The 13,538-nt window shown below is 44.1% G+C and carries 11 protein-coding genes; 9 read left to right on the top strand and 2 right to left on the bottom strand.

Annotation, left to right across the window (positions count from 1 at the left end):
* Positions 1–15 precede the first annotated feature (15 nt).
* Positions 16–1,038, bottom strand: coding sequence for a hypothetical protein (locus ACE3K2_RS13630; RefSeq protein WP_421890794.1), 1,023 nt, complete (start codon positions 1,036–1,038; stop codon positions 16–18).
* Positions 1,039–1,299: 261 nt separating this feature from the next.
* Between ACE3K2_RS13630 and licT the strand changes: the two genes are divergently transcribed.
* The 4 genes from licT to ACE3K2_RS13610 all read left to right on the top strand — a co-directional run bounded on the left by licT (position 1,300) and on the right by ACE3K2_RS13610 (position 6,466).
* On the top strand, positions 1,300–2,142 hold the full coding sequence (licT, locus tag ACE3K2_RS13625) for a BglG family transcription antiterminator LicT (RefSeq protein WP_105599281.1): 843 nt from the start codon (positions 1,300–1,302) through the stop codon (positions 2,140–2,142).
* A gap of 144 nt (positions 2,143–2,286) precedes the next feature.
* Positions 2,287–4,206, top strand: coding sequence for a beta-glucoside-specific PTS transporter subunit IIABC (locus ACE3K2_RS13620; protein WP_421890791.1), 1,920 nt, complete (start codon positions 2,287–2,289; stop codon positions 4,204–4,206).
* 60 nt (positions 4,207–4,266) lie between these two features.
* Positions 4,267–5,730, top strand: coding sequence for a glycoside hydrolase family 1 protein (locus ACE3K2_RS13615; protein ID WP_421890788.1), 1,464 nt, complete (start codon positions 4,267–4,269; stop codon positions 5,728–5,730).
* 169 nt (positions 5,731–5,899) lie between these two features.
* Entirely contained in the window at positions 5,900–6,466 is a 567-nt protein-coding gene (locus ACE3K2_RS13610; protein ID WP_421890784.1) for a 5' nucleotidase, NT5C type, read from the top strand.
* A gap of 9 nt (positions 6,467–6,475) precedes the next feature.
* On the opposite strand, the gene ACE3K2_RS13605 is transcribed toward ACE3K2_RS13610, so the two are convergent.
* Positions 6,476–7,360, bottom strand: coding sequence for a helix-turn-helix domain-containing protein (locus ACE3K2_RS13605; RefSeq protein ID WP_421890781.1), 885 nt, complete (start codon positions 7,358–7,360; stop codon positions 6,476–6,478).
* A 134-nt stretch (positions 7,361–7,494) separates the two neighbouring features.
* Between ACE3K2_RS13605 and ACE3K2_RS13600 the strand changes: the two genes are divergently transcribed.
* The 5 genes from ACE3K2_RS13600 to ACE3K2_RS13580 all read left to right on the top strand — a co-directional run bounded on the left by ACE3K2_RS13600 (position 7,495) and on the right by ACE3K2_RS13580 (position 13,444).
* Entirely contained in the window at positions 7,495–10,215 is a 2,721-nt protein-coding gene (locus tag ACE3K2_RS13600; protein WP_421890779.1) for a family 78 glycoside hydrolase catalytic domain, read from the top strand.
* Between the two features lie 142 nt (positions 10,216–10,357).
* Complete coding sequence (locus ACE3K2_RS13595) at positions 10,358–10,897, top strand: GNAT family N-acetyltransferase (protein WP_421890777.1); 540 nt, start codon at positions 10,358–10,360, stop codon at positions 10,895–10,897.
* Positions 10,898–11,037: 140 nt separating this feature from the next.
* Entirely contained in the window at positions 11,038–12,126 is a 1,089-nt protein-coding gene (locus ACE3K2_RS13590) for an acyltransferase (protein ID WP_421890774.1), read from the top strand.
* 279 nt (positions 12,127–12,405) lie between these two features.
* Complete coding sequence (locus tag ACE3K2_RS13585) at positions 12,406–13,203, top strand: helix-turn-helix domain-containing protein (RefSeq protein ID WP_421891234.1); 798 nt, start codon at positions 12,406–12,408, stop codon at positions 13,201–13,203.
* Positions 13,187–13,444, top strand: coding sequence for an acyl carrier protein (locus ACE3K2_RS13580; RefSeq protein ID WP_421890771.1), 258 nt, complete (start codon positions 13,187–13,189; stop codon positions 13,442–13,444). The genes ACE3K2_RS13585 and ACE3K2_RS13580 overlap by 17 nt, the downstream gene beginning before the upstream one ends.
* Positions 13,445–13,538 lie beyond the last annotated feature (94 nt).

Raw genomic sequence — 13,538 nt, 5'->3', positions numbered from 1 at the left:
TTTTATTATGTAAGTTTAATTTCTTACCCCGTTGTCAGGAAGGGCTTCAAACGAATAAAATGCGCCTTTTGTATTGATTTTACCGATAAGCGTTGTGGCTCCTTTTTTCGTGAAGGTGTATTCGTTGTTTTGGATACGAACGGAGTAACCTTTTAGCTTAATACCAAATATAGATCTGACTGTAGGTGCAGCGATGGATAGTGCTTTGTTTTTGCTGAGCTTGGGCTTGGCGAAAGACTTTTTGAAATCAGTATCATTATTCCAGTTAATACCTAGTTCGTTAGTGACTTTCCATACTTTTCCGGTCTTGCTGCCGATATGCACATAATTTAGATTGTCGTCATCCCGATACTGCCATAACATATCTTTTCCTTCTACAGTAAATAAGGTGTAATCAAAAGCTTTTACTGAGGGAATTCCAAGTGTTTTGAGTGAATTTCGTGCTATGTTTGTCATCCAGGCATAGGAATCAACGATTTTATATTGCAGAATTGCCGACATTTGATTACCTTTGTCCACATCGATGTAAAGTTGTTGACTTGGTCCAAAGATGACCCAGTAGTTCTGGAGCAAATGTCCATGTTCTGGATCATTGGCTTTGAAACGCCAGAAACCACCTTTAATGAAGATATCTTCATCTTCAAATGTTTTTAGGAAGGCATTAAGCTTCAGGCGCAGCGCATTATCCATGACTTTATCTAGGTCAGCGTTATCATACATGATATGGGTGGACGCGACACGATTAGTATCGGGATCGTATGTTTGTGTGAAATAGGCGAACCCGGTTCCATCAATAGTTCCGTTAATGACCCACGGATCAAATGATGTATCTATTGTGGTGAATTGAATGTTCTGTTTTCCCACGAGTTTAACTAGTTCTTCACTTAAAAGTTTTTTTGTCTCCGAATCTAGGTGCTCAGCAGACTCTTGACTCTCTATCAATGAGAGGTTATTGGAATTTGCGGCCAAGGTGAGTGGGGCAGACAACAATAGTGACATGGTAGCGACAAATGCGGTCAATGAAACGATTTTTTTCAAAATGAATCCTCCTGTTAAGTTTAGGTCATATTATTAAATGTCAGTACGCACATATCTTTCAATGTACCATAAAAGTAAAATGTTGCATAACCATATAAACGCAAACATCGGTTTCCTGTTGACACCGTTTTCAGCTTATGATAAATTAGATCCGAGGCTTGTTACCGGTAATGCGGGCAAAACCACTATGGAAATGATTTTATTATTTCTGTTTTGGTTTTGCCCTTTTTTATTCCTCAAAAAAAACCAGGTGGGTCCAGAATGATTATTAAACAGATATTTAATAACAATATTGTCAGTACCGTGGATGACAAAAATCAGGAACTACTGATCCTCGGCCGGGGTATCGGATTCAAGTTCAAAGCAGGCGATGAGATTGATGAAGAGCGGATTGAGAAGGTATTCCGTCTTCAGGATGCATCGATCTATGAGAAATTTAAATCCATCGTAGCTGAAGTGCCTATTGAGATTCTGCAGGCAACCGATGATATTGTGACACTGGCACGAACGCAACTGAACAAAACCATCAGTGACGGGATCTATGTCTCGCTGTCGGATCACATTCACTTTGCTGTTCAACGCTTGGAAAAAGGAATGATTACTCGTAATCCACTTTCTTGGGAAGTTCAGCACTTTTATAAGGCGGAGTACGATGTGGCTAGAGAAGCACTGACCTTGCTGAAGGAAAGATTGGATATTGAGTTCCCCAAAGATGAAATTTGTAATATTGCATTGCATTTCATCAATGCGGAAGTGAATGATTCCATGAACGATGTCACTCATTTGATGCAGCTGTTGCAGGAGATTATGAATATTATCAAATATCACTTCAACATCGAATTGGATGAAGATAGCGTCAACTATTTCCGCTTCATCACCCATTTGAAGTATTTCTGTCAGCGTGTCATTACTCATTCTTCACATGATGATGCTGAGGAGTATTTATATGAAGTGGTTCGGAAAAACTATCCGGAGACATTCAAATGTATTGGCAAGATCGAGACTTTTATCCATAAGAACTATCAGTATGACATGACTCACTCTGAGCAGTTATATCTAACGCTCCATCTGGAACGTCTGATGAAAACCAAGCGGGATGCTTAAGTCCACGCAATAGAATGAAATTACAACTGCATATCCTATGGGCTTGTTACTGTTCAATCAGGCAATACCCGAATGAGATAGCGCCATCAATATGCGCTATATTCGTTCGGGTATTTTTTATTGGAAAAATGAGGAGGAAACATCATGAAACATCAGGAAGCGGCACAGGAGATCATCAAAGCCGTTGGGGGAACAAACAATATTAACTCGGTGTATCACTGCGTTACTCGACTGCGCTTTGATCTGAAAGACAACGATAAGGTCGATAAAGGCTCACTCAATAAACTGGATAAGGTCATGGGAACGAATATTTCCGGCGATCAATTCCAGGTCATTATCGGCAATGACGTGTCAAAAGTATTCGACGCTATGGTGAAGGAACATCCGGCGATCCAGCAAACTACAGAAAATAAAGAGCCCAAGTCGGATAAAAAACAAAATGTAGTGCTGAAAATTTTTGAGACCATCGCAGGTGTCTTTGCTCCGATGCTTCCGGCGATTACCGCGGCAGGGATGCTCAAAGGATTACTCGCTTTGTTCGTATCCTTGGGTTGGATGTCTGCTGGAACGGATACGTACCGTATTCTTTCGGCTATCGGTGACGGTGTATTCCATTACCTGCCTTTACTGATCGCAGTCAGCGCTGCTCGTAAATTCGGCAGTAACCCGTTTGTTGCGATTGCACTGGGTACGGCACTGATGTATCCAGACATGACAGCATTGTTATCTAGCGGTGAATCGGTTGGATTTTTGGGAATCCCGGTTACGGCTGTAAGTTATGCTTCATCGGTTATTCCGATTTTACTCGCTGTATGGTTGATGTCCTATGTTGAGAAATGGGTTGACCGCGTTATCCCTGCTGCTCTCAAGCTATTGCTTGTGCCACTTATTACTTTGCTTGTGATGGTTCCGGTAACGCTGATTGCGATCGGTCCATTAGGTACATTCGTAGGTAGCGGATTGTCAGGCGGCATTAACTGGCTGCTGAATGAAGGCGGATTGATTGCAGGTATCGTACTGGGCGGTGCGATGGCGCTCATTATTATGACAGGAATGCACTATGCACTTGTGCCGATCATTCTGAGCAATATTGCTACACTCGGCTTCGATAAATTCTTGCCATTGACCTTTATCTCCAATATGGGTCAGGCTGGTGCAACACTCGGCGTATTCTTCCGGGCAAAAGATAAAAAACTCAAAACCGTGGCATTATCCACGAGCTTTACAGCTCTGATGGGTGTAACGGAGCCGGCTATGTATGGCGTAAACATGAAATACAAAAAACCATTTGCCGCAGCCATGATTGGTAGTGCAGTGGGTGGCGGATTTGCCCTTGCTTTTGGCGCAAAAGCGTATGTGCTTGCGGGTAACGGTGGTCTTCCTGGACTTCCTTCCCTGATCGGACAAACCTTCTGGTATTCCTTTGGGGGTATGGTTTTGGCCTTTGTTGTGGGTACGATTATGTCTACGATATTTGGTATTAAGGAAGAAGAAGGAGACGCTGAGGCGTTGGCTCAATTCTCACCAGGTGCTTCTTCTGTACCAGCGAAAGTAGCTTCCAGCGATGCTGCAAGCGAGAATGTGGACGATATGGGCGTTCCAACACCAACGGGTGATGCGGTAGCCGTTGCACCGATGACAGGTAAAGCGATCCCGCTTCAAGAAGTTAATGACCCAACGTTTGGTGATGAATTGATGGGTAAAGGTGTGGCATTTGTTCCAACGGTGGGTGAATTGGTATCTCCAGTGACAGGAACCATCATGAATGTGTTCAAAACGAAACATGCAATCGTTGTCCGTAGTGATAACGGGATGGAATTGTTGATTCATGTTGGAATTAACACCGTGAAGCTGCGTGGGCAGTATTTTGATGCACATGTTGTTACAGGAGCACGTGTACAGGTTGGAGACAAGTTACTCACATTTGAACTGGCCGAGATTGCCAAAGAATACGACATCACAACCGCTATGGTGGTTACCAATACAGCGGATTACAAGCAAGTACTGCCTGTGAAATTGGGCGAAATCACGATGGGTGAAGACGTATTAAAAGCTGAAATCTAATCTTCTCAAGATTATTGGCTAACAGCACAGATTAAATCAATCCGCAGAGGAGAGATAGACATGATGAATCGACAAGGGTTTCCGGAAGGTTTTCTATGGGGCGGCGCTATTGCCGCCAATCAGGCTGAAGGTGGATTCGACGCTGGCGGCAAAGGATGGTCGACAGCCGACATGGTTCCTTATTTTGAGAAAAAGGATTACACCAACCTTAGAGAACTGATGCATGTTACGAGTGCAACGGTGGAGAAAGCAATGGCACATCACAGCGCAGAAGGTTATCCGAAGCGTTACGGGATTGATTTTTACCACCGTTTCAAAGAAGATATTGCACTCTTCGCCGAGCTGGGCTTCAAGACATTCCGACTGTCCATCAACTGGCCGCGCATTTTCCCGAATGGTTATGATGCCGAGCCGAATGAAGAGGGACTTCGTTTCTATGACGAAGTGTTCGATGAGCTCCGTAAATATGATATTGAACCACTTGTAACACTCTCACATTATGAAATGCCTATGGCACTTGTCCTGAAATATAACGGCTGGGCGGGCCGCGAAGTGATTGGACATTTTGTGAGATATGCTGAAACAGTGATGACCCGTTACAAGGACAAAGTAAAATACTGGTTGACGTTTAATGAGATTAACACGACCATAATTGAACCGTTCACAGGTGGCGGTATTATTGAAGACCGTGTGGAGAACACGATGCAGGCTTCTTATCAGGCGCTTCATCATCAATTTGTAGCCAGCAGCCTGGTAACGGAGAAGGCGCGTCAGATTAACCCGGATTTTCAGATTGGATGTATGCTTGCACGCATGATTCACTACCCGGCAACGTCGAAACCAGAGGATGTGCTGCAAGCACAGATCGATAACCAGCTGAACCTGCTGCATACCGATGTACAAGTTCGTGGCAGTTATCCAACATTCATGGCTCGGTACTGGGCAGAGAACGGCATTACCATTGCCATGGAACCCGGAGATGAGGAGATCCTGCGTAAGCATACGGTTGACTTCATCTCATTCAGTTATTACACATCCCTGGTATCCGCAGTTAATCCAGAGGAATATGGAGTAACTGGAGGCAACTTGTACAGTACGATCAAGAATCCGAATCTGGAGCGTACGGAGTGGGGTTGGCAGCTTGATCCGATTGGTCTGCGTGTGGCATTGAAAGAGCTGTACGATCGGTACCAATTGCCATTATTCGTGGTCGAGAACGGACTAGGCGCGAAAGATACGGTTGAAGCAGATGGTTCCATTAACGATGATTATCGTATTGATTATCTGAGAAAACATATTACCCAAATGAAAGAAGCCGTTATGGATGGTGTGGACCTGATGGGCTATACGAACTGGGGAGCGATTGATATCATCAGCGCATCCACTTCGGAAATGTCCAAGCGTTATGGCGTGATCTACGTGGACCAGGACGATAACGGACAAGGCACATTGAATCGGTATAAGAAAAAGAGCTTTGGCTGGTACCAAAAAGTCATTGCCTCGAATGGCGAGAACTTGGAATAGATCAACCTATACAGGCACCCCGGGCGTAGCTGGTATGACGGCGCCGGGGCGCCTTTTTAATATCATCTCGCAGAATTCTCATCAACGGCTTATGGCACTTCAAGGTAAAAAGGATGGCTTCATAACATACCGGATGGTATACTGTGATCGTATTGGGGGAGGGATAACCATGAAGAAGCCTATTATTGCTGTAGATATGGATGACACCATATGTCATCTGGTCAAGCGGGCTATATATCACAACAATCTCAACTTCCCGACCCATCCGTTGCGTTATGAGGATATGATTCATTGGGATACATCCCATTTGCGTCATCCGGAGAGTACGCACGATGTATTTTATGGTCGGCCGGGTCTGTTCGAGGAATTGGAATTATATGATGAGTATGTTGTAGATGAGATGCGAAAGCTGAACGATGCTTATGATGTCATTGTCGTGACGGCAGCAGAACCAAAAACAGTTGTTGAGAAGTGGAACTGGCTTCAGCAGCACATGCCTTTTATAACCGCAGAACAGTTTATTACATGTAAAAGAAAAAACTTGCTCGGATTCGATCTGCTCATTGATGATGGAGCACATAATCTGATTCCTGCGCATGAGGACGGAAAAAAGGTCATCTGTATCCCGCATCCGTGGAATATACAGGAGCGTGAGCAATACAACTTTCCGTTGATGTCTTCATGGAAAGAGGCCAAGGCATACATAGATGAAGTGTTACAAGTTGTCAATGTCTGAAAGTTAACCTTATTGTCCAGAGTGCTGAGCTCTGGATTTTTTGCGATAGGCGAGAGGTGTTTCGCCTGTTATTTTTTTGAATGCAGCATAGAATGAATCCATATCCCGATATCCGACCAGCTCTGCAATCAGGCTGACTTTGTGCTGTGAACTCTTTAGAAGATCGCAGCTTTTTTGTATACGCAGGTGTTGCAGGTGGCCGCTAAAGGTCTGTCCGGTATGCCGCAGAAACATTCGCCCAATCTGTTTTTCGCTCCAGCCTGATATACGGACCAGATCAGACATCCGAATACGATTGCTTACGTGTTCCTTGATATAGTGAAGGATGTAATCAAAACCGGTGGAATGATTCTCTTCATCCTGATCCTCTTGATAAAGTTTTCTGTAGGTCATCAATACCAACTGGCTTACCAGGGTGTATAACATGGTAGATGAACCGATATCCTGAACCGAGGATTCACGGTATAACTTCACCATTAGTTCTTCAATCCGGTCGTTGTGATCCACAACAGATATATAAGAAACCTGATTTTGCGCCAGAGCGATCAGATGTTGAATGATTTCTTTTTCCTGAATGATGGCTGTCAGCGTGTTGATCAATTCGGTATTAAACAGGCAATTATAAATGATTAAGGGATGCTCGGTCACGTTGGTACTCACAGGACGAAAGACATGAGGGACGCCGACAGGAATGACAAACAGCATGCCCTTTGTCACCGGAAGGACATCTTCACCGATATGATGAAAGCCCTTTCCTTCGGCAACATAGCTATACTCAATAAAATCATGTGCGTGAAAAGGAACCATAAAATCTTCAGAGCAGCGGTTGACAAAAAGCTGTAGATGATTATGCAAAAAGTATTCGCTTTTCATGAGTTGTACAGATGAATTCACAAGTTACCTCCTCACACAGATGGCTGAATCACCGGATGAAATAGTCTGGTTTACCGGGTATTTACGACAGCAGGATCGATATAATTATATCGTAACCCGGAATGGGAAGCCAAGATGGAAAGGACGATCTGCTGATGTTCAACGTTAATCACCTTCGCTGTGAGTATAGAGTCAACCCGATTGGTCTTGATGTAAAATCACCGAGATTAAGCTGGCAATTGCAGTCCAATCGTCGGAATTGTATGCAATCCGCTTACCAGATTCAACTGTCGATGACAGAAATTTTTGAGGGGATTACATGGGATTCTGGCGAGATGAGTACGGATCAATCCATACATGTGGAATTAAAACAATTTCTGCCTTCTCCGCGAACGCGATACTACTATCGGATTCGGGCATGGGATGATGCAGGAAATAATTCGAACTGGTCCGAAACGGCTTATTTCGAGATGGGACTAATGGACAGTAACAATCGCTGGCAAGCGGAATGGATTACAGCTCAACCAACGGACGATGTGGAACCGTCATGCCCGCGGATGCGCAAGCAATTTAATGTGGAAAAACCGGTTACGTCGGCGCGCATATATGTGACAGCACTTGGATTATATGAGTTGCATATGAACAATACAAGAGTCGGAGAAGATTATTTTACACCTGGCTGGACCTCTTATCGTAAGCGATTACAATATCAAACCTATGATGTTACTCATCTGCTACAACAAGGGCAAAATACTCTAGGTGCCAATCTGGGAGATGGCTGGTACAAAGGGTATCTTGGCTGGAACAAAGAACGCAAGATATTCGGTTCGACATCCGCATTGCTGCTGGAACTGCATATGAAATACGCAGATGGATCAGAGGAATGTATGCTATCCAATGGGGAGTGGATGGCTGCTCCAAGTGCCATTCGCATGTCGGACATCTATATGGGGGAGACGTATGATGCACGAATGGAGTCCGATTGGTCGGATTCATCTCAAGTGAATTGGTCGTCCGTGAACATATTGGAACACTCGAAGGATATCATCATTGCGCAGGAAAATGTGCCCGTCACTCAAGTGGAACAACTACAGCCAATCGCCCTGTTAACAACCCCACAGGGAGATCGTGTATTAGACATGGGGCAGAATATGGTGGGATGGGTGAGATTCAGCATTCAAGGTGAGGCGGGTCAGACGGTAGAACTGCACCATGCTGAGATATTGGATCGTGAAGGCAACTTCTACACCGATAATCTTCGCGCCGCCAAGCAGTGTATTCGCTACACCTGCAAGGGGGATGGCGTGGAAACATATGAACCGCATTTTACGTTCCAGGGGTTCCGATATGTGAAGCTGATTGGTTTCCCGGAGCATCTCAGTCTGGATGAATTCACCGGCATAGTGCTGCATTCGGATATGGAGCAAACAGGTCAGTTCTCATGCTCCAGCCCATTGGTGAACCAACTGCATCACAACATATTGTGGGGGCAAAAGGGTAATTTTCTTGATGTGCCAACAGACTGTCCACAACGGGATGAACGGCTCGGGTGGACTGGCGATGCACAGATGTTTGTCCGCACGTCTTCCTACCTCATGAATACGGCGCCCTTCTTCACTAAGTGGTTGCGGGATCTGGAAGCAGACCAGGGAGAAGATGGAGGTATTCCATTCTTCGTTCCGGATCTGAGAAGTTCCACGTCAGAAGGATGGGGTGACACCAGTCATTCCTCTGCCGCCTGGGGTGATGCAGCAGTCATCTGTCCTTGGACCATCTATGAGATGTATGGGGATGCCAGATTACTGGCAGAGCAATATGAGAGTATGAAACGGTGGGTTGAGTACATTCACGTGCAGGGTGACAATCCGTATCTGTGGAACACGGGATTTCACTTTGGCGATTGGCTGGGGCTGGACTCCAAGCCTGATAGTTATGTCGGCGCAACGGACACGGATTATGTGGCAACGGCATTCTATGCCTATTCGGTTTCGTTAACTCAAAAGGCGGCTGAGGTACTTGGAAAGACAGATGATGCTGAATATTACAAGCATTTGCATACCAACATTGTTCATGCATTTCGAAATGAATTTGTAACTCCGAATGGCAAAATTGCTGTTCCAACACAAACAGCGCATGTACTCGCGCTGCAATTCGACCTGTTGGACGCCAATGCCCGAACTCGTGCTGTCGATCAATTGGCGAAACTTGTGAAAGAGGCGGGGAATCATCTTACCACAGGATTCGTGGGCACACCTTATCTGAACCCGGTGCTAAGTGACGCAGGTCTTCACGATCTGGCGTATACATTACTTTTTCAAGAGGATTATCCGTCCTGGCTATATCAGGTGACTCAAGGGGCAACAACCGTCTGGGAACATTGGGATGGGATCAAAGAGGACGGCAGTCTCTGGAGTGCGGATATGAACTCATTTAACCACTATGCGTACGGGGCGATTGGGGAATGGTTGTATCGTTATGTTGCCGGAATCCGGTCCGATGAACATCAGCCAGGATTCCGAAAGGTGCATATTGAGCCGCAACCTGGACTTGGACTGGATTGGGTGGAAGCAAGTTTGGGGACAATGTATGGTCAAGTGGCTTCAAGCTGGCACCGGCTGGCAGAGGGAAAAATGGAGATACGGGTGCATATTCCTGTTAATACGAGAGGTACGGTACGTCTTCCTGGAGCAGGTGCACAGCTCGTTCTGGAGCAAGGGAAACCGCTCAATCAGGTAAGTGAGATTCAGGTTATTCACAACATTGGAGATGATGTTGAAGTCACATTGGGATCTGGAAGTTACCAATTCACTTACAAGGACACGGATGTGCAGAAGGAACAAGATATTCAGGAAGTTACTTTGACAGAGTCCGTATAGTATAGAATAAGTGGTAAGATGTACAGTTGAAGAGGATCTGCTCACACGCAGGTCCTTATTCGTACTTGTCTGATGGAAGAGTGAGTACGTTGTGTCTTAGAAGAGAGAGCGTGGCAGTTTCAAGATCTGTTGGGAGGATGTAATGATCATGGGGAAAGAACACGTTAGATTAATTAAACCATCACGAGCATATAAAGATGCATATTTGGCATTTTATGAAGACTGGATCAGAAGTGGAGAATTGATGGTACCTTGGGTCATTTCCAAAGATCCTTATGCGTTCGATGAGATGTTGGCGTTTTTGCAGCGCAATGAACAAGGGATCGACATTCCGGAAGGCTGGGTCAAAGACAGTACATACTGGCTGGTCACGGAGAGTCAACAAATCGTGGGTGCCGTCAATATAAGGCAAGAGCTTAACGATAAATTGTTCAACAGTGGAGGGCATATTGGATATGGTATTCGTCCGGGGGAGCGGCACAGTGGCTACGGTTCCGAAATTCTCAGGCTGTCTTTAGAGAAAACGAGTGAGCTTGGAATCACCAAAGTATTGGTCGTATGTGATGCGATTAATGAGCCATCCAGAAGAGTTATCCTTCGAAATGGTGGCATTCGGGATGAAGACTATGTGGAGTCCAATGGCAACGTTGTTGAACGATTCTGGATAGAAAATGTCGAATAATGCAGAATAATGATGGAATATAACGAAAATAATATAGATTATGATTGTAATACCCTCGCGTGCTGATTAAAATGAAGCATAGAATCTGGATTGCGGCCGGAAACTATCATCCCATATCAGGCACAAGTGAGGTTATCTTTATGAATCAACCGGTTAATCGGCCCCGGCGTATTGAGTATCTGGATCTCTATCGTGCTTTTGCCATCATGGCAGTGGTAGCCATCCATGCGACTTCAACAGCAGTTGCGCATTACCCCAAACACACGTTAGATCATGATGTGTATTACTTCTGGAACACGTTCCTGCAATTTGCTGTTCCAGCGTTTCTGTTCCTGTCATCCTTGGTTTTGTTTTACAACTACAGCTCCAAGGTGAATGAGAAGGGTTGGATGCTCGCTTTTTACAAAAAGCGTTTGTTCTATGTAGGTGTGCCCTATGTGGTATGGTCCTTTATTTATTTTGCCATTAAACAGTTGCTTGCGGGCAAAGAACCTTTGTCCCACGGTGTTCAATTTGCCAAACAATTAGTGCTGGGAACCGCTCATACGCACTTGTACTTTTTTTTGATTATTCTTCAATTTTATATCGTTTTTCCATGGCTTTTGTCCCTTACTCGCTATCGTTTGTTTAATCGTTATTTGCCATTATTCTTTATTGCGGGCCAAGCGATCTTCTATGCACTGCATTTGCAGTTTCACTTCGAACGGACAGGAAGTTTGTTACCCAGTTATCTGATCGTGATTGGATTTGGCGCATGGGTTGGGCTGAACTTTGAGTGGGCATTGAATAAACTGTATACGTACCGTTACGTGCTTATAGCTGCGTTGTTGAGCGGAGGTGCCATTTTTATATATGGTAATGCTTATATCAAAACCGCTTTTACTGCATACCCGGTGTTAACCTATACCGTGCTGTTCCTGTTCCGAAATCTGTTTACGTTGTCAGCCTGCTTGCTCCTGCTGATCTTTAGTGAACGAATGGGCACAGGAAAACATACTGAAGTTCGTAAAGCTACGCATGTTCTGGACTCCTTAGGTACCGTTGCGTTTGGTGTATTTTTAATGCATCCACTCGTACTGCTCTTCTGGAGACGTGAATTCACAGATGAACTGGCTCGGCATTTCAGCCTGGGTATCATTCTATCTTATGTTGTGGCGCTGCTGATCTCATGGATCTGCGCGATGGGATTGCGCCGGATGAAGTGGGGATGGGTGCTGATTGGACGTTAAGTTAAAATAAAGTTATTCCAGTTAAGATAAGAGTTTTCAAGTCTTCTAGTGTTCTAATCCGGTACCCATACACTACACACGTTCAAAAAAAGTGTGCAGTGTATGGGTATTTTTATTTTTGCGAATTTTGGTGGCGAACCATACCTCGACATCGTATTGTTTACTTCTGCAGATTATGATCAATTTCACATTTATGTATAATATTGTTGATTTTAGTCTGAAAATCAACTAACATTTAATAAAACATTCCAATTTCTTCAAATGGGAGGGCGACTTTTGATGACATGGAATTTGTACAGTATGATGCCCAAAATGATAATGGCTCCCGGCTATTCTGAAACAGTATGTACGGAGCCCAATAGAATAATGGTAGCGTTTACCGAACAGTCTTTTGAAACGAGGTATCGTGATACCTTGTACTATATTTCCTCCAATGACTTGTTTGTAGGCAATGATATCGTCCTGTTAAACCGATTATCAGTACCTGTCGTAATCAGCGTTCTGACCTTGAAGAACTTGCCTAAAATGCGCTTTGGTTTTCCAATGGTATTGTCCAGACAAGACGAAGGAGTTAAGTTGTTTGTGAAATTCGTAATAGAGATGTTTGGACAGAACACGTACAAACCTGAGTACAGCAAACAACTATCCCTTGAATTCACAAAATTTTTCAATATGTACCGGATGATGAACCAGAGCACTGATAATTTAAAAGGGAAAATTGACAACCGATTAATTATTATTCATCGCATGATACGAAGTCAATATTCTGAGCCACTTACGCTTGAAGACATGGCAGCACGAATCGGCTGTAACCCGGTCTATTTAAGTAACACATACAAGAAAGTATTCGGGTGTTCACCCATTAAATCTCTTCAGAAAATTAGGGTGCAAAAGGGACGCGAACTGCTTAAGCATACCGATCTGACGATCAATGAAATAACGAAGTCTGTCGGTTATATCTCTAGTTCACAGTTCGCCGGTTACTATAAAAAATATTACGGGCTCTCTCCAAGTGAACATCGCAAACATCTGTGCAATAAGAGCAGGGAGGAAATCAGTGATGGAACAAGTAGCTAACTCGATGATTGAAGCCAAAATCATTCAGATTGTTCACAATATACTTGGATATCACTTGGACATTCCTCTGGATGAGCGATTAGAGAATCTCGGGTTCGACTCAATAAAGTATATTTCACTAATTGTTGCACTAGAAGAGGAGTTTGGTATTACTTTCCGTGACGAGGACCTGTTGTATGAATGTTTTGCTACAGTGGAACAGATCGAGTGGAGAATGTCGGGTATGGTATCTTCTTCATAGAAATAACAGGAAAAATATGAAAATCGACTATTGTTCAAGGCAATTTAATTAACTACTATTCACCAAACAACATATTAACGACATGTTATGCGAA

The organism is Paenibacillus sp. (assembly GCF_048976745.1).
GTDB lineage: Bacteria > Bacillota > Bacilli > Paenibacillales > Paenibacillaceae > Paenibacillus.
This window is presented reverse-complemented; position numbering and strand designations above follow the sequence as displayed.

Coding starts and splice junctions, on each gene's coding strand:
- ACE3K2_RS13610 (WP_421890784.1), top strand. CDS start 5,900: ATGAAGAAGCCTATTATTGCTGTAGATATGGATGACACCATATGTCAT.
- ACE3K2_RS13580 (WP_421890771.1), top strand. CDS start 13,187: ATGGAACAAGTAGCTAACTCGATGATTGAAGCCAAAATCATTCAGATT.
- ACE3K2_RS13590 (WP_421890774.1), top strand. CDS start 11,038: ATGAATCAACCGGTTAATCGGCCCCGGCGTATTGAGTATCTGGATCTC.
- ACE3K2_RS13595 (WP_421890777.1), top strand. CDS start 10,358: ATGATCATGGGGAAAGAACACGTTAGATTAATTAAACCATCACGAGCA.
- ACE3K2_RS13585 (WP_421891234.1), top strand. CDS start 12,406: ATGACATGGAATTTGTACAGTATGATGCCCAAAATGATAATGGCTCCC.
- ACE3K2_RS13600 (WP_421890779.1), top strand. CDS start 7,495: ATGTTCAACGTTAATCACCTTCGCTGTGAGTATAGAGTCAACCCGATT.
- ACE3K2_RS13615 (WP_421890788.1), top strand. CDS start 4,267: ATGATGAATCGACAAGGGTTTCCGGAAGGTTTTCTATGGGGCGGCGCT.
- ACE3K2_RS13620 (WP_421890791.1), top strand. CDS start 2,287: ATGAAACATCAGGAAGCGGCACAGGAGATCATCAAAGCCGTTGGGGGA.
- licT (WP_105599281.1), top strand. CDS start 1,300: ATGATTATTAAACAGATATTTAATAACAATATTGTCAGTACCGTGGAT.